Origin of the sequence: Salinivibrio kushneri (genome assembly GCF_005280275.1) — a bacterium.
GTDB lineage: Bacteria > Pseudomonadota > Gammaproteobacteria > Enterobacterales > Vibrionaceae > Salinivibrio > Salinivibrio kushneri.
This window is the reverse complement of the sequence record NZ_CP040022.1, coordinates 114341-140848: the sequence shown is the minus strand read 5'-3', so window position 1 is coordinate 140848 and position 26508 is coordinate 114341. Positions and strand designations below refer to the sequence as shown.

Annotated in this window: 25 protein-coding genes; 16 read left to right on the top strand and 9 right to left on the bottom strand. The window is 51.5% G+C overall.

Annotated elements, in window-relative coordinates; genetic code table 11:
• The first annotated feature begins 192 nt into the window (after window positions 1–192).
• From FCN78_RS13735 to FCN78_RS13715, 5 genes are all read left to right on the top strand, one after another.
• Window positions 193–1116 (top strand): LysR family transcriptional regulator, encoded by a 924-nt coding sequence (locus FCN78_RS13735; protein ID WP_077659249.1) that lies wholly within the window; start codon window positions 193–195, stop codon window positions 1114–1116.
• Between the two features lie 220 nt (window positions 1117–1336).
• The gene (gene zwf, locus FCN78_RS13730; RefSeq protein WP_077458389.1) at window positions 1337–2839 is read left to right on the top strand and encodes a glucose-6-phosphate dehydrogenase; all 1503 of its coding nucleotides are present in this window, start codon (window positions 1337–1339) and stop codon (window positions 2837–2839) included.
• Window positions 2836–3561 carry a 6-phosphogluconolactonase gene (gene pgl, locus FCN78_RS13725; RefSeq protein WP_077659248.1) on the top strand — a complete coding sequence of 242 codons (726 nt, stop codon included), beginning with the start codon at window positions 2836–2838 and terminating at the stop codon, window positions 3559–3561. The genes zwf and pgl overlap by 4 nt, the downstream gene beginning before the upstream one ends.
• Before the next feature lie 11 nt (window positions 3562–3572).
• Window positions 3573–5021, top strand: a complete 1449-nt coding sequence (gene gnd, locus FCN78_RS13720) for a decarboxylating NADP(+)-dependent phosphogluconate dehydrogenase (RefSeq protein ID WP_069363035.1) — start codon at window positions 3573–3575, stop codon at window positions 5019–5021.
• Window positions 5022–5149: 128 nt separating this feature from the next.
• The gene (locus FCN78_RS13715; protein WP_021023566.1) at window positions 5150–5431 is read left to right on the top strand and encodes a DUF134 domain-containing protein; all 282 of its coding nucleotides are present in this window, start codon (window positions 5150–5152) and stop codon (window positions 5429–5431) included.
• Window positions 5432–5462: 31 nt separating this feature from the next.
• On the opposite strand, the gene FCN78_RS13710 is transcribed toward FCN78_RS13715, so the two are convergent.
• Window positions 5463–5882, bottom strand: a complete 420-nt coding sequence (locus FCN78_RS13710) for a type II toxin-antitoxin system VapC family toxin (RefSeq protein ID WP_235607571.1) — start codon at window positions 5880–5882, stop codon at window positions 5463–5465.
• Window positions 5875–6108 carry a type II toxin-antitoxin system VapB family antitoxin gene (gene vapB / locus FCN78_RS13705; RefSeq protein ID WP_077659247.1) on the bottom strand — a complete coding sequence of 78 codons (234 nt, stop codon included), beginning with the start codon at window positions 6106–6108 and terminating at the stop codon, window positions 5875–5877. The genes FCN78_RS13710 and vapB overlap by 8 nt, the downstream gene beginning before the upstream one ends.
• Before the next feature lie 255 nt (window positions 6109–6363).
• Between vapB and FCN78_RS13700 the strand changes: the two genes are divergently transcribed.
• Both FCN78_RS13700 and FCN78_RS13695 read left to right on the top strand, forming a co-directional pair.
• Window positions 6364–6876 carry a NifB/NifX family molybdenum-iron cluster-binding protein gene (locus tag FCN78_RS13700; RefSeq protein ID WP_077659246.1) on the top strand — a complete coding sequence of 171 codons (513 nt, stop codon included), beginning with the start codon at window positions 6364–6366 and terminating at the stop codon, window positions 6874–6876.
• Window positions 6845–7279, top strand: coding sequence for a PaaI family thioesterase (locus tag FCN78_RS13695; RefSeq protein WP_077659245.1), 435 nt, complete (start codon window positions 6845–6847; stop codon window positions 7277–7279). The genes FCN78_RS13700 and FCN78_RS13695 overlap by 32 nt, the downstream gene beginning before the upstream one ends.
• A gap of 10 nt (window positions 7280–7289) precedes the next feature.
• Here FCN78_RS13695 and FCN78_RS13690 read toward each other — a convergent pair whose 3' ends face one another.
• The 3 genes from FCN78_RS13690 to FCN78_RS13680 are packed head-to-tail and all read right to left on the bottom strand — an operon-like array spanning window position 7290 to window position 12084.
• Window positions 7290–8261, bottom strand: coding sequence for an L-threonylcarbamoyladenylate synthase (locus FCN78_RS13690; RefSeq protein WP_106407183.1), 972 nt, complete (start codon window positions 8259–8261; stop codon window positions 7290–7292).
• A gap of 8 nt (window positions 8262–8269) precedes the next feature.
• On the bottom strand, window positions 8270–10717 hold the full coding sequence (locus FCN78_RS13685; protein WP_077659244.1) for a DUF2309 domain-containing protein: 2448 nt from the start codon (window positions 10715–10717) through the stop codon (window positions 8270–8272).
• Window positions 10717–12084 (bottom strand): NADH-quinone oxidoreductase subunit L, encoded by a 1368-nt coding sequence (locus FCN78_RS13680; RefSeq protein WP_077458373.1) that lies wholly within the window; start codon window positions 12082–12084, stop codon window positions 10717–10719. The genes FCN78_RS13685 and FCN78_RS13680 overlap by 1 nt, the downstream gene beginning before the upstream one ends.
• 99 nt (window positions 12085–12183) lie before the next feature.
• On the opposite strand from FCN78_RS13680, the gene FCN78_RS13675 reads away from it, so the two are divergent.
• Complete coding sequence (locus FCN78_RS13675; RefSeq protein ID WP_077659243.1) at window positions 12184–13116, top strand: LysR family transcriptional regulator; 933 nt, start codon at window positions 12184–12186, stop codon at window positions 13114–13116.
• On the opposite strand, the gene FCN78_RS13670 is transcribed toward FCN78_RS13675, so the two are convergent.
• Entirely contained in the window at window positions 13052–13213 is a 162-nt protein-coding gene (locus tag FCN78_RS13670; protein WP_077458369.1) for a DUF2256 domain-containing protein, read from the bottom strand. The genes FCN78_RS13675 and FCN78_RS13670 overlap by 65 nt on opposite strands.
• Entirely contained in the window at window positions 13203–14795 is a 1593-nt protein-coding gene (locus FCN78_RS13665; protein ID WP_077659242.1) for an FAD-binding domain-containing protein, read from the bottom strand. Before FCN78_RS13665 ends, FCN78_RS13670 begins: the two co-directional genes overlap by 11 nt.
• A gap of 239 nt (window positions 14796–15034) precedes the next feature.
• On the opposite strand from FCN78_RS13665, the gene FCN78_RS13660 reads away from it, so the two are divergent.
• From FCN78_RS13660 to FCN78_RS13645, 4 genes are all read left to right on the top strand, one after another.
• Window positions 15035–15814, top strand: coding sequence for an ABC transporter ATP-binding protein (locus FCN78_RS13660; protein WP_077659241.1), 780 nt, complete (start codon window positions 15035–15037; stop codon window positions 15812–15814).
• Window positions 15811–16674, top strand: a complete 864-nt coding sequence (locus FCN78_RS13655) for an iron-siderophore ABC transporter substrate-binding protein (protein WP_077659240.1) — start codon at window positions 15811–15813, stop codon at window positions 16672–16674. The genes FCN78_RS13660 and FCN78_RS13655 overlap by 4 nt, the downstream gene beginning before the upstream one ends.
• Window positions 16671–18638: a Fe(3+)-hydroxamate ABC transporter permease FhuB gene (gene fhuB / locus FCN78_RS13650; RefSeq protein ID WP_069363024.1), complete on the top strand. Its 1968-nt coding sequence runs from the start codon at window positions 16671–16673 to the stop codon at window positions 18636–18638. The genes FCN78_RS13655 and fhuB overlap by 4 nt, the downstream gene beginning before the upstream one ends.
• 87 nt (window positions 18639–18725) lie before the next feature.
• Window positions 18726–19460: an SDR family NAD(P)-dependent oxidoreductase gene (locus FCN78_RS13645; RefSeq protein ID WP_069363023.1), complete on the top strand. Its 735-nt coding sequence runs from the start codon at window positions 18726–18728 to the stop codon at window positions 19458–19460.
• A gap of 17 nt (window positions 19461–19477) precedes the next feature.
• Here the strand turns inward: FCN78_RS13645 and FCN78_RS13640 are convergent, their stop codons facing one another.
• On the bottom strand, window positions 19478–19783 hold the full coding sequence (locus FCN78_RS13640; protein ID WP_069363022.1) for a DUF6482 family protein: 306 nt from the start codon (window positions 19781–19783) through the stop codon (window positions 19478–19480).
• Between the two features lie 270 nt (window positions 19784–20053).
• Here FCN78_RS13640 and phhA point away from each other — a divergent pair, with 270 nt between their 5' ends.
• Together phhA and FCN78_RS13630 are read left to right on the top strand one after the other, a co-directional pair.
• On the top strand, window positions 20054–20878 hold the full coding sequence (phhA, locus tag FCN78_RS13635) for a phenylalanine 4-monooxygenase (RefSeq protein ID WP_069363163.1): 825 nt from the start codon (window positions 20054–20056) through the stop codon (window positions 20876–20878).
• A complete protein-coding gene (locus tag FCN78_RS13630; protein WP_069363021.1) occupies window positions 20871–21212 on the top strand; it encodes a 4a-hydroxytetrahydrobiopterin dehydratase in 342 nt (113 codons plus the stop codon). Before phhA ends, FCN78_RS13630 begins: the two co-directional genes overlap by 8 nt.
• 188 nt (window positions 21213–21400) lie before the next feature.
• Here the strand turns inward: FCN78_RS13630 and FCN78_RS13625 are convergent, their stop codons facing one another.
• Window positions 21401–21589 carry a restriction endonuclease subunit S domain-containing protein gene (locus FCN78_RS13625; protein WP_069363020.1) on the bottom strand — a complete coding sequence of 63 codons (189 nt, stop codon included), beginning with the start codon at window positions 21587–21589 and terminating at the stop codon, window positions 21401–21403.
• Between the two features lie 181 nt (window positions 21590–21770).
• Here FCN78_RS13625 and FCN78_RS13620 point away from each other — a divergent pair, with 181 nt between their 5' ends.
• Together FCN78_RS13620 and FCN78_RS13615 are read left to right on the top strand one after the other, a co-directional pair.
• The gene (locus FCN78_RS13620; protein WP_069363162.1) at window positions 21771–22979 is read left to right on the top strand and encodes an EAL and HDOD domain-containing protein; all 1209 of its coding nucleotides are present in this window, start codon (window positions 21771–21773) and stop codon (window positions 22977–22979) included.
• A gap of 2 nt (window positions 22980–22981) precedes the next feature.
• Window positions 22982–26422: an ATP-binding protein gene (locus FCN78_RS13615; protein WP_235607570.1), complete on the top strand. Its 3441-nt coding sequence runs from the start codon at window positions 22982–22984 to the stop codon at window positions 26420–26422.
• Window positions 26423–26508: the final 86 nt, after the last annotated feature.

The following is a 26508-nucleotide window of genomic DNA, read 5'->3' as shown; positions in this document are numbered from 1 at the left end:
TCAAAGCCTTAGCTTGAGATGTGGCCAACAGCTTAGCGCGCGAGCGGTGCCAAGAAAAATAGCCGTGGCGCTTATTGATATAACCGATTGACTATAGGTAAGGTGCTAATGGACTAAAAATAGGCGTTATCATTGAATTGTGTATCTCTAATAGACTATAAAGTAAGCCATTAAATTGTGAGTGAGGGCGGTATGGATGTAGAAAAAGTCGCCAGCTACTTTATTGCGGTGGTTGAGGCGGGTGGCATTAAAGCGGCCGCGTTGCAGTTAGGGATCAGCCAACCCTCATTGACGGCACAGATCCAAAAGCTGGAGCAACGTTTCGCGTGTCCGCTGTTGGTTCGCCACCCTCGTGGCGTCAGTATGACTGCAGCAGGAGAGCTTTATTATCAGCATGCCACGGCACTGCACGCCGAGCGGCAACGGCTTTATGCCCAGATTCATGCTTTGCAAGCGCGTGAAGCGGGGCAAATAAAGCTTGGCACCGGTGAGGCGTGGTGGCCCTTGTTTGTTAAACCGGCAGTGCTTGAGTATCAGGCGGATCGCCAGTGTGCCGTCCATATTGAATTTGGTAACCGTTTGGCATTAATGGCGTCGCTGCTCAGTGGTGATGTGGATGTGTTTATCGGTCATGAAATTGACGATCTGGTCGCCAGCCAGCAAGTGCGCTTTATGCCCTTGTTTCAGGACGCAGAAAGTTATTATGTGGCTGACAACCATCCGCTACTCACAGACACATCCGCCAGCATCGACCCTCAGCGCCTAAGTGATTGGCCTTTGATGCGTGTCACGCCTGATCATGCCCGGCATGCGCATTTGCTAGCGAACCCCATCAGCCCAACGACGCACGTCAACCAAGTGGTGTTTGATGTTGATGCTCTCAGTCCCGGTATCGACTTATTACACGACACTCAGGCGGTGATGCCCTATACCAGCCGAGCCCAGATGTATCTGGCCAGTCAGGGGGTAAAAGTGTTGGGTGCTCATCCGAGTAAGAGAGGTAACGTCGGCTTATATACCTTGCGCAATGAGCGGAATGAAAAAGTCGACGCGCTGATCCAACAGCTGTGTGAGGCTGCCCAGCAGGTGGGCATCTCGCCACGTCATACCAGTTAGGGTAAAGCTTATTGAGTAAGAAAGTGCTAGACTGTATCGCCTTTGTCTCACTCTGTCTGTGTCGTGCTGGCTGCGAATGTAGGGATTAGCTAGCCGATCAGCGTGTTCCAGTGGTGACATCGATGAAATCAATAGGTAGCGCCAATTACCAATTTGGCCATTGCGCTGCTAATTTGTGGCGCAAATCACATGCAGTACCTTTATTATCAAAGGAAAGATGATGGTAATTCCAGAAAACAGCAGTATTGTTATTTTTGGTGCATCTGGCGATCTGACCTTCCGTAAGCTGATCCCAGCCCTGTATCATTTGTATGCGAACAAACAGCTGCCTGCGTCTTTCGCGATTTTAGGCGCAAGCCGCACCTTCTACAGTGACGAGTCATTTCGCGATAAACTACGTCACTCAATGCAAGAGCTTGAAGAAACTGATCCTGCCACGCTCGACGCGTTTATGGCGCACGTGCACTATCAATCATTTAATATCTCTGATACCCACGAGTATGGCGCGCTAACAGGCCGTTTAGACGAATTGTCCGAACAATATGGCTTCACCCAGCGTAATACCTTGTTTTATCTAGCTACGCCGCCGAAGCTGTACAACTTTATCCCTGCCTGCCTCGCCGCACATGGTTTGAATGATGAAAGTCACGGTTGGAAACGCTTGGTGGTCGAAAAACCGTTTGGTTACGATCTTGCCTCTGCGCGCCAGCTCGACAAAGACATTCACGCCCACTTTGCCGAACATCAGATTTACCGCATTGATCATTACCTAGGCAAGGAAACGGTACAAAACCTACTGGTTTTCCGTTTTTCTAATGCGATGTTTGAGCCGCTCTGGAACCGTAACTTCATCGATTATGTTGAGATCACCGGTGCTGAAAACCTTGGGGTGGAAGGCCGCGGTGGTTACTACGATCAATCAGGTGCGGTGCGCGATATGTTCCAAAACCACTTGTTGCAAGTGTTATCGCTCGTGGCAATGGAGCCGCCTGCTCAAATCAATGCTGATGCGATGCGTGATGAGGTGTTTAAAGCACTACAATCGCTCGAGCCGCTCTCTGAAGACGACCTGCACAATAACTTGGTGCTGGGTCAGTACACTGAATCACAAGTTGGGGGCAAACCACTACCCAGTTACCGTGATGAGCCAGGTGTCGCCGAAGACTCGCGTACCGAGACTTATGTTGGCCTGAAGATGTTTATCAACAACTGGCGTTGGAATGGGGTGCCCTTTTATGTGCGCACCGGTAAACGCTTGCCAACACGCGTGACCGAAGTGGTGATCCACTTTAAACAGACTCCGCACCCTGTGTTCGGTAAAAACGCGCCCGAGAACCGCTTGGTGATCCGCATTCAGCCCGACGAAGGCATTCAAATGAGCTTTGGTCTTAAAGAGCCGGGTGCTGGCTTTAACGCCAAAGCGGTAAACATGGATTTTCATTATACGTCGCTGGAAGAAACCCAGATGCTGACGGCTTATGAACGTTTGTTGCTGGATGCGCTTAAAGGCGATGCCACCTTGTTTGCTCGCAGTGACGCGGTGGAAGCTTGCTGGCAGTTTGTTGAGCCGATTCTTCAATATAAGGATAATGGCAAAGCGCTATATGGTTATGCCTGTGGCACTTGGGGGCCGAAAGAAGCTGATCAATTGCTTGAGCGTGATGGCCATGCGTGGCGCTTTCCCTGCAAAAACCTGACTGACACGGAATACTGCGAATTATGATAAATGCCCGAATTTTTGATGATGCCGACGCGGTGGTCAATCACTTAGCCGACGCGATGCAAACGCTCAGCGAGCAAGATCGTGCCGTACACATTTCGCTTTCTGGCGGCAGCACGCCCAAAATGCTGTTTAAGCGTTTAGCCAGTGATGACTACGCCACGGCGATTCAGTGGCAAAACTTGCATTTTTGGTGGGGCGATGAGCGCTGTGTGGCACCGGATGATGCCGAGAGCAACTTTGGCGAAGCCCACAAACTGCTGTTTAGCCAGATTCGCATTCCAGAAGAGAACATTCATCGTATTCGTGGTGAAGACGATCCGGATGTGGAAGCCGCGCGCTTTAGTGCGGAAATGCAAGCGCTGATCCCAAGCGAAAACGGCACGCCTGTGTTTGATTGGATTTTGCTGGGCGTCGGTGGCGATGGCCATACCGCCTCGCTGTTCCCGCACGATCCTCAGTATGACAATACCGCGCTCGCGATGGTGGCTTCACACCCAGAATCGGGCCAAAAGCGGGTATCAAAAACCGCCCGTGTGCTGCGCGCGGCGAAGAAAATCAGTTATCTGGTGTTGGGTGAAGGCAAGCAAGCGATTGTGCATGAGATCGCCTCACACGAGCCCACTCAACTGCCATATCCTGCCGCCAATATCCGCAGTGCCAAAGGCACCACGGAATGGGTACTCGATACCGCGGCAGCAAAAAAATTACCAGAACAGAATTAATGGAGAGCACGATGAAAGGTGATATCGGCGTAATTGGTTTGGCGGTCATGGGCCAAAACCTGATCCTCAACATGAACGACAACGGCTTTAAAGTGGTGGCGCATAACCGCACCGCGGCCAAAGTGGATGAGTTTCTTGAAGGCCCAGCCAAGGGCACTAACATCGTTGGCGCTTATTCACTGGAAGAGTTGGTTGAGAAGCTAGAAACGCCACGTAAAGTGATGCTGATGGTTCGTGCCGGTGATGTGGTCGATACCTTTATCGACAAACTCACCCCATTGCTTGAGAAAGGCGACATCATTATCGATGGCGGTAACACTAACTACCCAGATACCAACCGTCGTGTGGCAGCACTGCGTGAAAAAGGCATTCACTTTATCGGTGCCGGTGTGTCTGGCGGTGAAGAAGGCGCACGTTTTGGGCCGTCAATTATGCCAGGCGGCTCAGAAGAAGCGTGGCCAGCGGTGAAGCCTATCTTCCAAGGTATCGCAGCAAAAACCGATAGCGGCGAGCCATGCTGTGATTGGGTTGGACGCGATGGTGCCGGCCACTTTGTGAAAATGGTGCACAACGGTATCGAGTATGGCGACATGCAGCTGATCACCGAAGCGTATCAGTTCATGAAAGACGGCCTTGGCATGAGCCATGACGAGATGCAGCAAGTCTTTACCGACTGGAACAAAACCGAGTTGGATAGCTATCTGGTCGAGATCACTTCAGACATCTTGGGGTATAAAGACCAAGACGGTGAGCCACTGGTTGAGAAAATTCTCGACACCGCGGGCCAAAAAGGCACCGGTAAGTGGACTGGGATTAACGCGCTGGATCTTGGCATTCCGCTGACCCTGATCTCTGAATCGGTATTTTCGCGTTGCTTGTCAGCATTGAAAGATCAGCGTGTTGCGGCAGAGAAGCTATTTGAAAAACACATCCAACCGGTTGATGGGGACAAAGCCGAATGGGTTGATGCGCTGCGTCAAGCGCTGCTGGCGTCAAAAATCATCTCTTACGCGCAAGGCTTTATGCTGATGCGTGAAGCGTCTGATGAGAACGGCTGGGATCTCAACTACGGTAACGTCGCGCTGATGTGGCGCGGTGGCTGTATTATCCGCTCAGCCTTCTTGGGCAACATCCGTGATGCGTTTGATAAAGATCCTAACTTGGCCTTCTTGGGCTCAGATGCGTACTTTAAAGGGATCTTGGATAACTGCTTGGCGGCATGGCGGAAAGTGGCGGCGAAATCGATGGAAACCGGTATCCCCATGCCATGTACCACATCGGCGCTGACCTTCTTGGATGGTTACACCACAGCACGTTTGCCCGCGAACCTGCTGCAAGCGCAGCGTGACTACTTCGGCGCGCACACCTATGAGCGTCTTGATCAGCCACGTGGTGAGTTCTTCCACACCAATTGGACGGGTACCGGCGGTAACACGGCTTCGACGACGTACGACGTGTAACGTACGGCGTGTAACGTGACAGACTAAGTCACTGTCCATAGCTATAAATAGAAAAGGGATGCGCTGGCATCCCTTTTTGTTGGCATAAGCAAAAAAACTCACTTAGCATAGGCAAAAAAGGAGACCCTATGCCGCGTCCAAAAATGCCCCGCCGTATCTGCGGGAAACCGCATACCAACTGTTTTAAACCCAACGCCATTCCACTCAGTGAGCTAGAGACGGTGACCATTGGTCTGGATGAGTTCGAAGCCATGCGCCTTGTTGATCATCAGGGTATGCAGCAACTGCAAGCGGCGGAAGTCATGGGCGTATCTCGTCAAACGTTAGCCAACCTGGTTAAACGCGCCCGCGCCAAAACCACCGCCTGCCTCGTAGAAGGTAAAGCACTGGTGTTTGAGTCAGAAGAGTAATTCGACATGAGCCGTCGTTACGTCAGTACTATTAAGCCCAATCTTCAAGTTTCAGTCCTTCAACACGCTGAAACTCCCTCGTATTGTTTGTGACTAGCACACAACCAGTCGCAATGGCGTGACCGGCAATCGCGGTGTCGTTTCCGCCAATAGGGGTGCCTTTATTCATTAGGTTGCGCTTAACTGCAGTTGTCGCGTCAACGGCGGCTTTATCCCAAGGTAAAATCTCATCGATTCGCTGAAGAAAAGCATCAACAAGCACGGCATGTTTTGGTGATGCTTTTTTTCCTAACAACCCGTATTGCATTTCTTGATAGGTAATGGCTGAGATAACAATGCGATGTTGATTGCCGACAACAGTGTGAAGCTTTTTCAACACCGCTTTGGGTTGCTCTCTCATAATGAATGAACAAATACATGTATCAAGCATGTAGTTGATTTTATTAGTCAAAGTTGAACCGCCCCTCATCTTTGATCAGTTCCTCGCGATGGGTTATGAAATCACTATCAGCCTTTTCGAGCTCGCCAAATGAGAGCCAACTTGGTCGAGCTGGGCGTAAGGTGATGACATCCCCCTCTTTATGAATTTCAAGCTCATTAACACCGTCAAACTCAAAATCCTTTGGCAAGCGTACCGCTTGGTTCTTGCCATTTTTGAAAATGGATATTGTTCTCATAAGGTCCTCGCTATGTATCTGTTCAATCTTTATTCAGTATAATTTCAGTGTGGCATATGTCAAACATATGCGTGACTGTAATGAAAATCGAACTGAAAGGGCCAGACCTTACACCTCTCACAAGTCGTGCATTTGGAATGGCAAACTTGATGCTTCAACACATTATTTTTGACCTCTTCTAACTTTGTTTATTGCATATGCCATAAATCAAGCGTATTTTTGGCATATGCCATTTATATAAAGAGAGAACGGAAGATGACAATTGCCATTGCGATGAATCAAGACCGCCCTGCGGGGCATTTTATGAAAGCAGAACATTTCGCGCTGTTTGACGACGATGGCCAAGCACTTGCTCAATTCGCCAACCCACGTGTAACGGAAGGTTGTGGTGCCAAAAACGCCTTGATTGCGATGCTAAAAGCCAACCAAGTGACACGTGTGGTGACCCGTCATATTGGTGAGCATGCGTTAGCGGGGTTACTTGATGCTGGCTTACATGTGTATCAGTTAACCAATGGTCGCTTAAATCCCACCCAGTGGTTGTCGCCTGCGTACTGGCAACCGCTTACGGATGCCAGTCAAGGACGACCGGCGTTGCAGCGAATGAAGCAGCAAAAACCACAACAACAGAACGCCGCTTGTTACTCAGAGCGTGGGAAAGGCTGTGGCGCACAAGGCCACCGTTTAGGTCATCAACATCGAGGATGTGGTAAGCGGCAAGGCCAACGAGGTCGTAATGATGGACAGGGTTGCGGTTGCCATGACTGAATTACGTGTGATGCCGCCACGCTCGCATCATCAGTGTGTGGCTTGCAGTGACAATGGGCTATTTAAATTGCAGTTTTATCAAAACGATGAAACTGCAGTGAGCGCAAAAGTCTGGTTAGAAAGCACTTGGCAGGGGTATCAAGATCAGCTGCACGGTGGAGTGATTGCCACGCTTTTAGATGCGGCGTTGACCCATTGTACCTTCTTGTTTGCCCCGCAAAGTGTGACAGCGTCACTTAATATTCGCTACCACCATCCGGTGCCTGTTGCGGTTGAGGCTGAGACACGTGCTTGGTGTGTAAAAGCGAAACACGGCATGAGTCGGTTGGAGGCAACGCTGACCGTTGCTGGCACTGTGTGTGCCAGTGCAACGGCAAGCTTTATGCAAACACGCGTGTCGTGAGCGTCAAAAACTAGCTGACGGCGCGGCGCAGGCGATCATGCACCGCAAGCCACGCCTCGCCATGAGGGGGCTGGGCGAGCCAGATTTCATCGACGCCGAGTTGGTCGGCTTGCGCTAATTGGTGATATAACGCTTGCCCGTAGCGTGCGGCGTCATCCGGCATGGCAATACAGACCAGATCATCCCGTGTTGGGGCATCGCCAAAGTGAAGCAAGGCCGCGCGTTTTTCCGGATGGGGCGCAGGGAGATCAGACAAGTCCGCAGCCACCATCTGCAACCGGGTGTTGGGTTGGTAATGGCTTCCCACATTGCCGGGCACCACGGTGTCGTGCTGCTCGGGGGCTTCGACTGTTTCACCCAGCACGGCGCTCAACTCGCTGGCGGTGATGGGACCGGCGCGAAGTACACTGAAAGGACGCTTGGTAAGATCGACAATGGTCGACTCCAGCCCATGTTGGCAAGGGCCGCCATCAATGACTGCCGCAATTTTTCCGCCTAAACCATGCACCACTTGCTCTGCCGTGGTGGGGCTGAGCTTTTTATACGGGTTCGCTGACGGGGCGGCAACGGCAAGTTGATGGGTGGCGAGCAGGTCCAACAACACAGGTTGCGCAGGCACGCGAAGCCCAATGGTATCTAATCCACCCGTAACCACCGGTGAAACATGCTCGGCTCGTGGCAGCAGCAGCGTCATCGGCCCTGGCCAGAAGGCATTCGCCAGCTTATACGCTTCATCCGGGATCTGCGTTGCCCACTCGGTGATCGACGCGACGTCACCGAGATGAACAATCAAAGGATGATTGGCGGGACGTCCTTTGGCGGTAAAAATGCCCGCGACGGCGTCTGGATTGCTGGCATCCGCTGCCAAACCGTACACGGTTTCTGTGGGCACCGCGACTTGTTCGCCGGCTTTCAGCAGCTCGGCGGCTTGTGTTAGATCCGTTGAACACTGCGCTGAGAGAAGTTGCGTTTTCAACGACATGCTCCGTTTTATGTTGCTACGTTCAGGTGATACCACTGACCCGAGCGATCGCGTTGCCAAACTGCACCTTGTGCATCAATTTGCATCAAGTACAGCCAGCCGTGATTCGCCAGCGCGGCTATATCGTCATGGCGTGCAAGTATACTATCAATTGCCTCCCGAGGGGCAGCGATAAATACGCTTAATCGCACTGGCTGGTGGCGATATCGACGACCATCGTGCACGGATTGATGTGATAAGCCGATTCGTAAGTCGCCACCATTCCCTTCAAACACCCCAATGTGGCCACCCACGATATTGTGTAGCAGTTTGTTTCCGCTGCCGAATTTTTCCGGTGCGGTGACAGAAGCAAAATACTGCAGATTGATCCAATTGGTCACCACCATGGGCGCGGTGAGGATGGCTTCAAGCTGGCTAAAGTCACGGTCTTTGTGCATGTCGTAGTCGTGTAAAAAGCTGCGACCTTGCAAATTAATCTGTCGAGACAGGGTGCGCGGGCCCACGATCAACGCGGCGTTGTCACACAGTCCCCACTCAGGACGCATTTGTGCCCAGTCTTTGGCCCGTGTGGCAAAGAAGCGTTTAAGTTTAGATGGTTGGGTTGGTGTTTGATCAAACTGGTTGGCGCGAGTTGCACGTGCATGCTCGCTCGCGTCGGCCAGCCAAGTTTGCCACGCAGCATGCTCGGGGGCGTGAAAGACATCCAGTGCGTCGGTAGTGGTGTTGTGCATGGCGGCATAAAAATGGGTGCTGGCGGGAATGGTTACGCCTTGTTGTGCCATGGCATCACGCACTTCGGCATCATTCAGCAATTGTGCGAGCACACGGACATTTACCTCGCCGGTTTGTCCGCCGCAAGCACCACAGTCAAGCCCTGCCGCATGAGGGTTGTTACAGGTTTCACTGCCATGACCCACCAACAAGACGGCATCGGCCAGTTGCTCAGCAATGCCCATTGCCCGCAAGATACCAGCGCCTAGCTCCGCCTTTTCTGCTGCGCTTAACGGGGTATTGTCACGGGTGAGCGCCCAATCACTGTCAGTATGGCTGAGTCGATTTAGCGGATTTTCGGTGCCAGAAATGCGTAATGCGCGTTTTAATAGGCTCACTAGCTTCAGCATGCCACCGGCTTCGACCATACCTAAATTGGCGGCAGGCGCATCGAGACTGCGCTGCCAGCCGAGCTTGGTCATTCGCAACCAGCGTTCGGGGGTAGCATGGGTTTGTGAGGCGGTGACCGCTGGCGCCAGTAAGCCGGGCAGTTGTGGCCGATGAATATGGCTATCGGTGGGCTGATAAGCGATCGGCAAGCCAAAAAAGCCGGCAAAGCCAAGAGTTTGAACCCGATCGGATTGTGCTTCTAATGCGCGGCGCATCGGTTCAGAACGCACATCGATACAAAACACAGCTTGCAACGTGGGCGAGGTGGCAAGGGTGTCGACACTGGCCTGCGTGGACAAGGCGTGCGCCCAAGGGCGCTGCTGACTGATTTCCAGCGCTTGTTGCCAAATCCACAGTGGCGCGAGCTGTTGTTGTGCTTGGTGATACCAATGGCGCACATTCACCGCTTGATGGTGCATGGACTGGCGAATGCTTGCCCACGCTGTTTCACGGTGTTTGGCAAGCCAGCGTGCCAGCACTGTATCCCATGCGAGTAAAATCGCGAATAGGCCCATGCCATGATCTTGCTGTTCACTGTCACTGAGCTGTTGTTGCCAATCTAACCAGGCTTGCCAGCTTGCCCAACCCGATAAGCCATGCATCAACGCGTGGCAGTAGGCCAAGTTGCCGTCTTGGTCGTGAAGGATCGGTTGCCAAAAGGCGGCGGCTTCCGCGATCAGGGCATCCATTTGGGTGGGCAGAGCGGCGAAATCGGCGAGCAAATCCACGCCTGTGAGGGTTTTAATGCCTTTATCTTGGCTCACCACATCCAACCAGCATTGATAAAGGTGCTCACCGCCTTGGCCTTGGGCATCAAAACGCTGTGGGTATTGGTGATAAAGCGCGAGAAACTGGCTCACTTGCTGCTGGATTTCTTGCTGCCACGATAAGCCTTCTTGTGCTTCTCGAGTGCGGTCACACAATTCAGCCAATGGCTTCCAACGCGGGAGATCACTGTTATGACTGCGCAGCGCACGCAGACAATCACTGACCGTCAATGCGCTGCCAGAGGTTGAGATGGCCTCGGCAAGATGTGCCTCACTAATCGGCGATTGCCAATTCGACAGATAGTACACCGACGACATTAGCGGACAGTGGCCGCTTAACACCGCTTGCTCGGCAAAGACGTGCTCAATGGGCGTAAAGCGTTGCGGCCACCATGGGTTCACCGCAATCATTTGATCCAACGGCCAGCTTGGCGCAATCGCTGCGACTGCTTGCTGGGTGGCATCGCGAAAATCGCTCACATCGAGGGACTCAGGGTGTGCAGATACGTTGGGCGTTTTCGCAATCATTAGCGCGTCTCCTTATGCGGTTGCCATTGGGTCGTTTGTAGTTGGATTAAAGAAGCACTCGGCCACCATTTGAGCGTTAGGCGCGTCGCCCACTCATCAAGGTAAGCCCCGGCGTTCAGCCAAATAAACAGGCGGTTGACCCACGCTTTGTGAGGCCAGTACTGGACCGCCAATGACAGAGCAAATAGCGCGATAAACAGCACCAGCGCAAAGGCATCGGCAAATAAATAGGTGGCATTACCGCCCGCGACAAACACAATCAAGCTATGTTTAATGGCGGCGTAGAGCCCGAGCAAGCCAAGTGCAAACACGCTACTGAGCAGCACGCGTGTCGGGCGGGCAGCACCTGGGCGGGTGAAGGCCGGTAATAGCAGCATGGTCATCGCCATCCACAGCAACCAACCGGCGGCCAAGCTATTTAAAATACCAACACTCAGATGCACGGCGACAATCAAACCGGCGGCGGTGGTCATCGCGGCAAGCCAATGGCTACGACGCGGGACTGAGGCGTCAGCCAATTGGGTGGCGAGCCAATGATTCACGCCATTGCCGCTGTTGAGGAAAGAGAACGCCTTGTAGAAAGAGTGTGCCAGTAAGTGCAGCAGTGCCAACTCGTAAAGCCCTAGGGCGATTTCGACTAACATCAGACCCATTTGTGCGACGGTCGACCACGCCAGTTTTACCTTAATGCTCACGCGTGTCAGGCTCACCAGTCCCGCCACCAGCGTACTGACGCCTGCGATAACCAGCAGGGCAAGGCTGGCACTGGGGCTCGCCGCGAGCACTGGCGCGAACAGCATCAATAAAATCCCGCCAAGGTTGACAATACCGGCGTGCAATAAGGCAGAGACAGGCGTTGGCGCTTCCACCACTTGAATTAACCAGCCGTGCAAGGGCAGTTGCGCGCACTTGATAATCGCCACGCCCACCAACATAAAGGCGGCGATGCTTACAGTCAGTGTGTGAGGCTGCTGGCTGACTTGAAACATCAATTGATCAATCTGCGCGGTTTGGTAGTGGAAAAACAACAGTAAAAATGCGCCACCGAGTAGCAATTCGCTAAAGCGGGCGAGCAGCATTTTTTTATGCGCCGCGAGTTGGGCGCGAGGCCGATGCGGATAGAAAAGAATTAAGCGACCTAATGAGAGGCTAACCGCCACCCAAGCAAGCCAAAACAGCAACAGATGATTGCTAACTAAAACCAACAAGACTGCCGACAAAGTGAGCAGCAAGGATGAAAGAAAACGGTGTTTGTCGGCTTCGCCCGCAAACGCAGTGGCACTGTATCGCCAGATAACACCGCCAAGAAGCGCAACCAGTGCCAGCAGTACCAGTTTGAGCGGCGTAACAAGAAATAGGGATAACATGACTTACCTCACAGCAACAGTTATGCGTACCATTGTGAAAACTTACTACAGTTAAGTAAAATACATAATAAATTATTTTTCATTCTGTTTTAGAGAACGATGAGCCGACTCAACTACCATCATTTGTATTATTTCTGGCAGGTGGCGCGCCACGGCAACCTGACCCAGACCGCTCGCCAGCTGCATATTTCGCAGTCGGCGCTGTCGTCACAAATCAAGCAGCTTGAGCAGGCGATGCAGGTGCAATTGTTTGAGCGGCAAGGTCGTACATTGACGTTGACCGAAAGTGGCTATCAAGCGATGAACTATGCCGAAGAGATTTTTCGCCAAGGGGAAGAGTTAGAGCAGTTGCTATCCAGCGGCGGGGCGTTGTCTAGTGCCACGATTCGCATTGGCACCTTATCCACCATGTCGCGGAACTTTATCGAGCAGTTTATTCAGCCATTGGTCAATCAACGGGAGTGTCGTTATGTGTTGCAGTCGATGGATCAAACCGGCTTGCTTCATGCGCTGTCTGATCACCAGTTGGATTTGGCGTTAACCAATATCGCGGTGCGGGGCACCAATAAACAAATTTGGCAGTACCAGCAACTGGCACGCCAGCCGGTAGCCGTGATTGGTTGGCCGGGTAAAGCCTTATCACCCACCTTAGATGCCAGCTACCAGCACCAATCGTGGGTGTTACCTTATGGCGACAACCCGATTCGCTCTGGGTTTGATGCCATCTCTGCGCAGTATCAACTCAAGCCGTACATCATGGCAGAGGCCAATGATATGGCGATGTTGCGCCTATTAACCCGCGACAATGATGCGTTAGCGGTGATGCCTGAAGTGGTGGTTCGCGATGAGCTAGATAGTGGCACACTCACCCGCTACGCTCTACTGCCGAGTGTGTATGAGCCGTTTTATGCGGTATCGATTAAACGTCAGTGGGTGCATCCGCAATTGAATTCACTGTTAGATGCGTTCAGTGCGTCGCCGCTCGCGCATGGCGACGACCTTCGCGACGGCAACGGTCAGAGCAATACCTAACCTCGTCCCAACAGCGCGCCCACTTTTTACGCCACGTAAAGGGGCGTTCGCACGTCAAACATACCTTGCTAGGGAGATGCGGCTTTTTATGCGCCATCTGGGTTACCTCCAGTGGATGGAGTGGCTGGTAAACGTGATTTTTTAGTGCGCTTGTCTGCGTGCCCCGGGCTTTTTCGATGTTCAGGGCTTTTTGTTGGCTCAGGGCTATTTGTTTGCTCAGGGCTGTTTGGACGCACATGGGTGGCGAGGATCCGTGCTTTTTCGATGCGAACCGCGTCTTGTTGACGAAACGACCATAAAATGTCACGCGCACGTTTACCGGTTTGTTCTATATCGACAATGGGTTTCGGGTAGTCTTCGCCAAGCACCACGCCGTACATCATCGCTTCCATATCGGTCATTTGCCACGGGGTGTGGATCAAGCTATCGGGCAAGGGAGAAAGCTCGGGTAACCATTCACGAATAAATGCCCCTTGCGGATCTTGCTCTTGCGATTGTTTCACTGGGTTATAAATGCGCAAGGTATTGGCGCCCGTCACGCCAGCCTGCATTTGAAACTGGGGGTAGTGAATGCCGGGCTCAAAATCGAGAAATAACTGCGCCAAATGATGCACACCGCGCCGCCAGTCAATCAGTAGATGGTGGGTTAAAAAACTGACCAGCATCGCCCGCATACGAAAGTTGATATAGCCGGTGGCGTGTAGGCAACGCATACAGGCATCGACGAGCGGATAACCGGTATACCCTTGTTGCCATGCGAGCAGATGCGCATCGCTCTGCGGACCGTTTGCGTACTCAAAATGTAAGTAACCTCGATTGACGGGCCGATGCTCCATGTGATGCTCGCTTTCAAATTTCTGCATAAAATGACAGTGCCAATGCAAACGCGACACCATGGCTACCAGCGCACGCCGCCAACCCTTTTTCTGCCAATGGAGGAGGGTGATTTGATACATCTCGCGCACGCTGATGTTACCCCAAGCAAGATAGGGTGACAGTCGCGTACAGCTTTTGCGGCTGGCGAGCGGTTTAGAGATGTGGCGTTGATAGCTTTGCCCGCGCTCGCGGAAAAAAGACTGCAAGGTTTTATACGCCCAACTCGGGCCGCCGGGTTGAAAGCGTGGCGCGGGAGAATCCCAATTGTGGTGTTTGAGCGCGGGTAGCGTGAGTGATGTGTCTAGCCAGCGCGCTTGTTGCCAATCGGGATCGGCAAGGGGAGCGCGCATCACCTTTTGCCATTCTGCGTCCCAATCAACCCGACTTTTCGCGCCGCGGATCACTGCCCCAGTGGGAAATTCATGCCAAGGGATCTGATGGCTTGCCAGCCATTTCGCCACCGCTTTATCTCGCGAAAATGTCGCGTCGACGCCAATTTCTTGATGGCTGTACACCGCGCCAATGGCGTGTTGCTGGTGAATGGCGTCGAAAACGGCGAGTGCCTCACCTTGGCAAATGGTGATCTGCCCGCCAAGTGGCGCCAGCTGTCGGTTGAGATCGCACAGTGATTGCCAGACAAATCGCCAATGGCGCTCGCTATGGTGTGGATCGTCAAGCTGCAGTGGCTCAAACAGGTACAGGATCACCAAGGGTCGCCCAGTGGCAATGGCAGCTTGTAACGGGGCATGATCCCGCAGGCGTAAATCGCGTTTTAGCCACACAAGGCTGATGGGCGCGGACATAGGGCTCTCGACAGTCGTAACAACAATCTTTTACTTACCTGTGGCGATACGAGGCTGAATGGCGCTTGGATCCCTGATGCTGACGGGGTTGAGGTCTAATTTCTCTGATTAACAAGCGCTAAGCGTACAAAGCGAAATCAAAATGGTTTGCATTTACCTTTTAAGCATCGGAAAATTACCGCTCTCAGAGATAACGGGCAAGTGCCACGCGCTTGTGTTTGCGAAAGTAGGATCGGGATATGTTAGAGGCAAAGGACGTTGCGTTTGCCGTCAACGGAAACGTGTTACTCGATAAGGTGAGCTTGTCGTTTACGCCAGGAAAAATCTGTGCGTTGGTCGGGCACAATGGCTCGGGCAAGTCAACGTTGATAAAACTGTTAGCGCAGCAGCAAGCAACCAGCAGCGGGCAGATCACATTAGACCAAAAGCCCTTATCAAAATGGTCGGAAAAAGCGTTTGCGCGCGAGGTGGCGTATTTGCCACAGCATTTACCGGCAACCGATAACTTAACCGGGTATGAGTTGGTCAGTTTTGGTCGCTATCCTTGGCATGGTTTGCTGGGGCGGTTGACCAAAGCCGATCACCAAGCGATCAACGAGGCAATGGCACTGACTGGCACTCAAGATTATGCCGAGCGCCTAGTCGATACCTTATCGGGCGGCGAGCGCCAACGGCTGTGGATTGCGATGCTGCTGGCACAGCAAACGCGTCACTTACTGCTCGATGAGCCGCTGTCTGCGCTGGATGTGGCCCACCAAGTTGAAGTGATGACCTTGGTGCGCAAACTCAGCCGAGAGCTGGATAAGTCCATCATTATCGTGGTGCACGACATTAATATGGCGGCGCGTTTTTGTGATGAGATTGTCGCGTTGCATAGCGGGCAAATCCTGACTCAAGGCGCGGTTAGCGATGTGTTTCAAGAGTCGGCGCTCAAATCGATTTATGGCATTGAGATGCCGATTGCCGATCATGCTGCCGGCTATGCGGTTGCGATGCCGGGGGAGTTATCTCCGGTATGATCAAGTCTTCGTTCTTGACGCTTATGGTCTGGCTGACCGCGGCCATGATGTCGGCTAGCGCCAGCGCGTCGCCTCGTATTCTCTCGCTGGATTGGACCCAAACTGAAACCTTGTTGGCGCTAGGCATTACCCCAGTCGCGGTCGCGCAAAAGGCAGATTACAATTCGTGGGTGAAAGCCCCGCCCATTCCAGAGGACACTGTCGATATTGGGCTTCGCACCCAGCCGAACATGGAGCGTTTGGCCGAGCTTCACCCCGATAAAATTCTAATTTCACCCATTTTTAAGGCAATGAAGCCCAAGCTAAGCGCTATTGCGCCGGTCAGCTCGATTCCTCTGTATGAAAGTGGCCTAAGCTGGTCATCGCTCAAAACCGTGACGCGGCAAATTGCGCGCGAGGCCAACCGTCCTGAAGCGGGTGAAACCCTGATTACCAATGCGAAACAGCAACTGGCGAACTTGCGCGAGACCATCTCCGGTGAACAGCCCCCGCTGCTGATGATCCAGTTCCTAGACCCCAACCATGTACGGGTGTTTGGGACTAACAGCTTGTATCATGCCGCCATCAGTGAATTGGGGCTCAGCAATGCGTGGCAGAACACCACCAACAGTTGGGGATTTAGCATGGTTTCCACCCGCGAGCTGCTAGACCTTGATGCGCAGCTGGTGATTGTGCGCCCACTCCCCGCGGGTGTGGAGCAAACCCTAAAGACTAATATGTTTTGGCAATATTTGGTTAAACGCACGGGGCATACGCCATTGATGATTGATCCGGTATGGAGCTTTGGTGCGATTCCATCGGCGTTACGATTTGCTCGCCTTGTAACCGCGGCATTGACCGAGCAAGGAGGGCAGTCATGAAACTGAGTCTGTTATGGGTGCCCTTGGCATTACTGGCGGCACTGTTAAGCCTCGCCTCCACTCAGTTGGGGCAGTGGGATGTGAATGCATCTATGCTCTGGCAGTCGCTGTGGTCGCTGGATGACAGTGCGTCGATTGGGGTGGTGATGCATTTAACCTGGTGGCCGCGCTTGGTCACCGCATTGCTGGCGGGGGCGTGTTTGGGGCTGGCCGGTACCTTGATGCAACAGGTATTGCGCAACCCCTTGGCCTCGCCCTCGACGCTGGGGGTGGCGAACGGCGCTAGCTTGGCGCTGATGCTAGCGACGCTTTATGCCCCTTGGCTACTGACTTGGTCGAGCGCGATGGTGGCGATGTCTGGCGGAGTGCTGACCATGCTGGTGGTGTTTGCGCTAGCATGGCGACGCGGCCTATCGCCCACCGTAGTGGTGATCGCGGGTTTGATTTTAAATCTGTACTGCGGCGCGCTCAGCACCGTGTTGCTTTTGATGAATCAAGAAGCGCTACACGGCATGATGGTGTGGGGCGCGGGCTCGATGGTGCAAACCGACTGGCACAGTGTGCAAGCCTTATTGCCGCGTATTGGATTGGCGGTCGTGTTGATCCTTGCCTTATTAAAGCCGCTCAACGTCTTGAGTCTGTCTGATGAAGGGGCAAAAAGCTTAGGGGTATCACTGGCGAAAATCCGTGTGATTGCGCTGGGACTATCGGTGCTTCTGACCGCGTGGGTGGTCAGCTTGATTGGCGTGATTGGCTTTGTCGGTCTTGCCGCGCCCGCGATTGCGCGCTTATGTGGTGCTCGCAAGCTTATCACCCGATTGAGCCTAGCGATGATTTTAGGCGCCTTGATGTTGGCAGCCACCGATTTGGCTGTCCAACTGTTACCTGGCCGTCGGGCCATGATGGTCCCCACGGGGGCAGCGACAGCAGCGTTGGGGGCGCCTCTTCTTTTGTGGTTGCTGCCACGGGTGTCACTGGGGAATCGCCAACGCCAACAAATGCATGCCGGGACGCCTGCACCACGTCAGGATTGGCCACTAGGCCGAACGCTGATGTTACTGGTGTTGGGTGTGGTGATTTTTGCGACCGTATCGCGTCAAAGTGAGGGCTGGCAGTGGCTGGCGCTCAGCGGCGATTGGTCCTTGTTGGAGTGGCGCTTGCCACGCTTGCTGGCCGCGGCATTGGCGGGTGGTGTGCTTGCTGTTGCCGGTGCCGTGCTTCAGCGTTTAAGTGCTAACCCGATGGCGAGCCCTGAAGTGATGGGGATCAGTGCCGGTACGGCGCTGGGACTGATTGTCACTATTTTTGCTGGCATGGGCGCATCTATGGTGAGCTTGTATGTCGGTGGTCTAATCGGTGCGGGGGCAACCTTGGCGTTGATTGTGCTGCTTAATCGCAAAACTGGCTTTCAGCCAGAAAAAGTATTGCTCACTGGCGTCGCCATCGCAGCACTGATGCAAGCGGTGCAAAGCTTCTTGATGGCGGGGGGCGATCCTCGCGCGTATCAAGTGCTCGCGTGGATTTCAGGCTCAACCTACTATGTGACTGACAGCACGGTGACGACATTGGCCTTGGTTACCGCCGTGCTGGTGGCGCTAGGATTAATGTGCCAGCGTTGGCTCGATATTTTGCCACTCGGTGGCGAAACCGCTCAATCGCTGGGGGTTAAGGTAGGGCGTGCCCGCATGCTGTTGCTGGCCCTCGTCGCCGTCATGACCGTCAGTGCCACCTTGGTAGTGGGGCCGCTCAGTTTTGTCGGGCTGATGGCCCCGCACATTGCGCGTAGCTGGGGGGCGAAAAATGCCCGGGCGCATATGGTCACCGCCGGATTGATTGGTATGGGATTGATGCTGTTTGCCGATTGGCTCGGACGACAATGGTTGTATCCGCAAGAAATGCCGGCTGGGATCATTGCTTCCTTGATAGGTGGGCTCTACCTAATGATTGTGTTACGTAAGCTATAGTTTTAACGTGCGGTGATCGACAGGATCGCCTCATCCCTAACTAAAGAGATGCAGTTTGCATCTCTTTTTGTTTTAGGAGCCAAAAGAATGAACAGTGATTCCATGCAGCGTGTGGCGGTTGTCGGCGTAGGCGGCGCGATCGGTGAAGCTTTTTGCCGTGCATTGCTCGACAAGCCATCCATTCAGCAAGTCTTTGCCTTGGGGCGTCACCCCGCGCCACTTGCTGAGATAAGTGAAAAGGTCACTCCTGTGGCGGTGAACATTCGCGATGAAGCATCAATACAAGCAGCGGCCGAACACATCGACGACAACCATTTAGATGCGGTGATCATTGCCTCGGGGATGCTGCATGATGATGCGGTCAGTCCAGAAAAGCGACTCGCGGCGTGCAGCAGTGAGGCGATGCACCAGCTGTTTGATGTAAATGCTGTGGCGCCGCTGCTGTTGAGCAAACACCTTGCGGCCAAATTGAAACGCAACGCTGAGGCGAAGCTCGCTATCTTGTCGGCGCGCGTGGGCAGTATCAGTGACAACCGTGCGGGCGGTTGGTATGCCTACCGTGCAAGCAAAGCGGCGGTGAACATGTTAATCAAAGGCATGAGCATCGAACTTGGCCGCCAAGATAAATCATTAACTGTGGTTGGCCTGCATCCGGGGACCGTCGACAGTCGTCTATCCGCGCCCTTTCAAGCCAATGTTAAGCCCGGCAAGCTATTCAGCCCGGCTCAATCGGCTGGCTACTTATTGTCGGTATTGGATGGCCTCGACAGTCGTCACACCGGGCGTCTGTTTGCATGGGATGGAGAAGAAATTGCCCCGTAGACTGGGGCATTATCGAGTCACTTCCAATGCAATGGCTGCTCTAGGGTCGACAAAGGCTTTTCGCTTCCTAGTCCTATCATTTCATCGTATGCCGTGTCGGTCACTAACACGTACTGCGCGGCGTTAACCCATTCAAAATCCTCTTTCACCGCCAGCAAGCTGCGAGATAAGTAGGGCTTATCGCCGTGATAAATCAGCTTCTGCTCCACCGTATCCCCGTGACGCAAAAAGGCGATGGCTTGATACAACATGCCATCAATGCCACGGATCTGAATCTTGTCAATGTTGTCGCAATTTATCAGTTCGCTCAGTTGTAAATTCATCACTCGTCCTTGCGGTTAGGCCTTCCCCAGCCACTACGAGCCATGCAAGCACGCGGATCCCTCGAGGGTAAAGCATTATCAGTCGCAGCCCCCTTTTCAGTCTGTAATGTAAAATAAATGTTACGCAAAGGTAAAATTAAAACCGTGGCAATGAGATGATTTTCTCTGCAAAGTCGACGTAACCTGTGGGTAACGGAGACAATGCGTAAGGCTGACTGCCGCTGTTTACGCGCGATTTTTTACGCCAGACAACGACACAAGGCGGTGAACGTGAAACAGAGTAAATACCAATCCAAACCCGTTGATGAGCTGGGCCGAGTAGCCTGGTCGGCACAAGAAAACGATGTATGGCGCCAGTTAGTCACACGGCAACTTGCGTGTATCAAAGACAAAGCGTGTCAGGAATATTTAGATGGACTACGCATGCTCGACTTGCCGCATGATACGGTGCCACAGATCCCAGATGTGAATGAAGTGTTAATGCGAGAGACGGGCTGGCAAGTGGCTCCTGTGCCTGCATTGATTGATTTCGACCATTTCTTTGCCTTATTGGCGGACAAGAAATTCCCTGCGGCGACCTTTTTACGCACCAAAGAAGACTTTGATTACTTGCAAGAGCCGGATTACTTCCATGAGATTTTCGGTCACTGCGCGATGCTGACTCACCCAGCGTTCGCTGAGTTTACCCACATGTACGGCCAACTGGGTAAGAAAGCCACGCCCAAAGAGCGCGTCTATCTTGCACGCTTATATTGGTTTACGGTCGAGTTTGGTTTACTCAGTGATTCGCAAGGCAATCGCAGTATTTATGGCGGCGGGATCTTGTCGTCGCCGGCGGAGACCGAGTACGCCTTTAATAGCGACAAAGCGGTGCGTAAGCCTTTAGAAGTGATAGATGTCATGCGCACGCCCTATCGGATTGACATCATGCAACCCATTTACTTTACCATTGAGTCGATTGACGATTTATTTGCCATCAGTCAACGTGACTTGATTGCTGATGTGCATCAAGCCATGGAACTGGGCCTCCATGCGCCTTTGTTCCCGCCCAAACCGAAAAAGACAGAACAGCAAAAGGAAACGCAACATGTCTGAACTAACTGAGTTGAAATGTGAAGCCTGTAATATTGATGCCCCTTTGGTCAGTGCTGAGGAAATGCCAGCGCTGCTTAAAGACATTCCGCAGTGGCGTAAAGTAACACGAGATGGGATTGATCAGCTCGAACGTGAGTTCACCTTCCGCAACTTTAAGTTGGCGTGGGCGTTTGCCAACCAAGTGGCTGAGCTGGCTGAGCAAGAAGGACACCATCCCGCTATCTTGCTGGAGTGGGGTAAGGTGACCGTGACTTGGTGGTCGCATAAGATCAAAGGCCTGCACAAAAATGATTTTATTTGTGCGGCGAAAACCGACGGCATTGTCCCTGAGTAAACCAAAAACGCCCTGAGTGTGATCTCGGGGCGTTTCTTTTTCGCTCACTTGCTATCTATCCCAGTCACGCAAGTATCCATCCTGCGATCTCATCACCACTTCTCGGCAATCTTTTACTCTTCTTACGACTCTTGGCCGTAGAATAGGATAGATTGAAAAAGTGACACGGTCACTTTATCGTGTTGAGCCTACTCTTCTTCGTCGCTTGTGTCTTTTTGCTTAACGGCAAAATACTGCGCTAGGATTTCGTCAGTGAGCTCACCTTTCTCCTCAAGCGCTTTGAGTTTTGCCACAATCGCTTTTTGTTCGTCGAGTGAGGGCAATGTCTCTGGCTCATGCTCGGGGGCGTCATCGGCCAGTTGATTCAAAATATCCATAAATGTACCTCGTAATATGCTTAACGCAGAGCCTAGCAAAAATCGTGATTTTGCCCAAGCAAAAGACGAACGTGGGCCAAGTAGTTGGACTTAACACACTCAGTTACATCAAAAAAAAGGCTCAGACCCCGCGCCATTGGTCTACGTTTGTAGTAAAGGTTTGTTTTAGGGAGAGTGAGTGGTGAGTGAAATCTTTTTTTCGTGCCAACCCATCTTTAACGAAGGGCAAAATCATTGGGGCAATGAGCTTCTGTTTAGGGAGGGCCAAGAAAATAAGTTTCCTTCAATTGATGAAGATACGGCGACGTCACGTATTCTCAGTGCCAACTTTTTGTCAGGGAAAGAGCTCGATGATAGCTTACGATACGTGGTGAGCTTTTCGGAGGCAGCACTGCTTGATGAGATCCCCTTTTCGATTCCGGTTAAATCTCTAGTGATTTGTGTCACCGCAAAGTGTAACGCGACGCCGATGCTGGTGAAGCAACTGGAGTCTTACCAGAAAGCTGGCTTTACCATTTTAGGAGAGAGTGATGTCTTCACGAGTCGCTGGCAAAGGCACTTACACCTGTTCGGGGTTGTCCGTGTCAGTATGGCGACAGAAAACCTTTCCGATTGGACGGAGGGGATTGCTAACTACCCGGATATACGCTTTTTGGCCAGCAAAGTAGAGAGCAACGAAGAGTTTGTGTTGGCCAAACAACTCGGATTCAGCTTGTTTCAAGGGTATTTTTTTGAGCAGCCTGTGATTAAAAGCCATAGTGATGTGGCCCCCTCAGTGATTAGTTTATTGGATGCGTGTATCGTGATTAATCGCAGCCCCCACGATATCGATGAAATCACAGAGGTTATTTCTCGCGATGTCTCGTTACTCTACAAAGTCGTCACAAGTGCGAATATCTTAGCGAAGTCAAAAAAGAAAGCGATCACTAATCCCAAACAAGCGGTGGTGTATCTTGGGTTAGAGTCATTGCGGCGACTGATCTCGCTGTTAATTATGTCGAACATGAATCATCAAGAATGCTCACACCTGCAGAATGCGGCGATCCTTCGGGCTATTTTTATGCAGCAAGCAGGTCCACTATTGAACGACCTGGATCCTGATGAAGCCTTTTTGGTGGGCGCGTTTTCACTCCTTGATGCGATGTTAGGCGTGCCCATGGAGGATGTCGTAGAAAAGCTTTCCCTCAACCAACCGGCAAAACTAGCATTATTATCACGATCAGGTCCGTATGGTGACCTCTTAGAACTATGTAAACATATTGAGCATGCGAATTGGGATTGGGTTGGATCACTGTGTGAGAAAATGGCGCTAAGGGAGCGTGCGGTCTTGAAAGCGTTTGAGAAAGCCCGATACCAAACTCAAACCCTGGCGGCGACAATGCAGGTGTGATCATGATGAATAAAGTAGGTATGCGGCTCGCTGTTATTTTAATTGTACTAGCTACCTTACTATTGGGTGTGTTTGGTTACTATAATTATCATGTAGCCAAAGAGCGACTTGAGTCTGATATGAGCCAAGATATTAACTCGATCACTCAACGCCTAAAGCAACGTCTTCCTACTTTGATGTGGAATTATGACTTTAATAATGTTCAAAATGATTTAGACAGTGAAATGGGCTCTCGTTATATCCATCGCCTTGAGCTGACGGATAGCAATGAACAATTTCGTTATGTGACTGACTCTAAAGGCATGCGGTCAAGCGATGAGTTAAAAGAAATCAACGTTTCCTTGGTCTATGATCAGGGAGGCCAATCTGTCGATGTGGGTAGGTTGATTATCTACCAAGATAGTCGATACATAGATAAAGAGCTCAACACAGAAATTCTCCGTACTGCCACGCAAATCATTCTGTTGAACTTGTTGGTTGGTTTTTTTATTTGGAAATACGCTAAGCAGATCAATCGAGCGGAACAAAGTCGTGCGTATTTAAATACAGTGATTCATAGTTACACTGATGCGCTATTAGTGCTCGGCGATAAGCACAGTATTATTACTATTAATGACTCGGCTAAGAAGTTATTCGAATTAGAATCTGTGCCCGACGAAGCGATCAGCTTATCGACGATTATTTCTCGCGTCAGCCCTAATTCACGCGGCTATTTTTCACAAGCGCTTTATGGTCTTGGAGGGCAGTTACAGCGGTCATACGAGATAGATACGGATCAAGGTGTCCATATTGTGCAGGTCAAATCAACGCCCATCAAAGATGAAGACCCGAGAGCACTGAACGTGGCGATTATTCGCGATATCACGGAACAGCACCTCGATAAACAAAAAGTATCTAAAGGGGCTGAACTTTTCTCTGCGATGAAAAGCTTACAAGATAAGTTTCTGATCAGGGAAGATTTCGGTAAGAGTTTCCAAGATGTTTTGCAGATCCTATTACGAATAGGGGAAAGTAATCATGGCATTATTGTCGAGGTGGGTCACAGCGATGATGATCCGATCAAAACCAATCTGCCTTATAAAGTGCTCGCACAAACTCGATTGGTGAAGAATGAGTTTATTGGTGAAGAGTTTGTGCGAGCACTGATTGAGGAAATCATTGAGACCAAACAAAGCAAACGTAGTCTGCAAATGGCGAGTGTGGCAGGAAATAATCAGAAAATGATTATTAACGTTTATGGTACGCCCCTATATATGTCGAGCCAGATGGTGGGGGTGGTGTGCTTGTTTGATGAATCGACCACCTACAATGAAGAGCTTCAAGGCTGGATTGAGCCGATACTATCAAGTCTGAGTGCTATGGTGCACTTTGTGCAGCAGAAGTCGTTGAATGACATGATCTCAAAAGAAATGGCACGAGCTAAGGAGCAAGCAGAGCGGGCGAACGAATCAAAGACCAATTTTTTAGCAATGATGAGTCACGAGATTCGCACACCCATGAACGGCATTGTTGGCATGTCTAACCTTTTGATGGAGACCTCGCTCAATCAGCAGCAACGCTATTTTGTTGATACCTTACAGCACTCTTCGACCGCGCTGCTGAATATCATTAACGATGTGCTCGATTTAACTAAGATTGAAGCTGGAAAGATGACGCTCACCAAACAGTCATTAGATTTGGCGGAGCTTGTTCACGAATCCTTAAGTATTTTTACCGCAAAAGCAGCGGAAAAACAGTTGCGCATACACTGTTATATCGACCCTGATATGCCCTGTGACATTGAGTTAGATGCCACGCGTTATAAGCAGGTGATCATAAACTTGGTCGGCAACGCCGTTAAGTTTACCAAGCAGGGGCATATTGCTGTGCGGTTATTCCAACGGCAAACGGGTGATGGCTCAGTAACATTGGTCATGGAAGTAGAAGATACAGGGATCGGGATCCCGGAAGACCGCCACGAAGCCATTTTTGAGAACTTTACCCAGGTCGACAACTCCTATTCGCGTTCTTATCAAGGCACGGGACTGGGCTTACCAGTCTGTCGTAAATTATTGCGGCTTATGGATGGTGACATTTACATCCGCAGCCAAGAGAACCAGGGAACCACTTTTACCGCCGAAGTGCCCGTCACGATCAGCGATCCTGACTCTCAGTTATTAGCCCAATCCAAGCTAGAAGCGGGGATAGAGAGTGATTCCATCTACTTGGTGTCGGAAGATGCTATTTTGATCGATACGCTATCCGCCTACTTAGACCGACTTGGTTTGCGTTTAGTGGCTAAAAGCGATGGAAACGCATTAATCGTTGGCGATCTCAGCGACGCTGTGTTGATGATTGACCAAGATAAAATGCAAAGTTGCCAGGCGTTAGTGGGCAAAGCGCAAAAATCGGTCGCAATTAGCCATGATGGCCATCATGACACTGGCATGGCGACGCTGACTTGTCCGATTTATCACGTTGAACTGTATCGTGTATTAAACGAGGATGAGAATGCATTGACAGAGCCTGAGCCTGTGGCTGGGCAGTATGATGATATCCAATTCAACCTTAACGTTCTCGTGGCTGAAGATCACTTGGTGAACCAAGAATTGATTGACATTATTTTATCTAAACTAGGCTGTCAGCGTGCGCTGGCCGTCAATGGTAAAGAAGCGTTAGAACTTCATAAGTCTTCACCGTTCGATATCATCTTAATGGATTGTCAAATGCCGGAAATGGATGGCTTTGAAGCCACGCGTGAGATCCGAAAATTCGACAAAAACACGCCCATTTTGGCAGTGACGGCTAACGCGCTCTCTGGCGATGCAGAGCGTTGTGTGGAGGCAGGGATGAACGGACATCTCGCTAAGCCCTTCAGTAAAGATCAACTCATTGAATTGTTACTCCTGTATGCTCATCCAGATGCGGTCAGTTATGGCGATAAAACCACTGACGAAGAGGAAACGACCTTGGATGACTTAGCCAGTGAGCACTTTACAGATGCGTCCACAGAGACAAACTCCTTACCAGAACCAGAACCAGAACCAGAACCAGAACCAGAACCAGAACCAGAACCAGAACCAGAACCAGAGCAGCCATCCGGAGGGAATACAATGAGCGACACCTCACCCCCCATTGACATCCAGCATGTCAAAGACCAAATCGGTGATAGCATGGACTTGGTAAAAATGCTGCTTGATAAGTACGTAAAAAACCAAACCAATGATTTAGAGGCTTTGAAGGCCGCGTTTGCAGAACAAGATATCGAAAAAATTAAAAAACTTGGCCACAAAATGAAAGGAGCGGCCGCCATGATCGGCGCCAAAGCACTATCACAAACATGTCTTGAGTTAGAAAAGTCACCGCATGATGAGTTGGAGGCGCTACATCCCTACCTTCAGCGGATAGAGGATCAGACAACACAGGTGATTCAACAGGCAGAGCACCTCTCTGAAACATCTTGATACATTATCCGGCACTGGTTAGCATAGCCGTTAGCGCGGGATAAGATAAAAACAATGACCCATCAAAGACCTAGGGCCCGACAAAC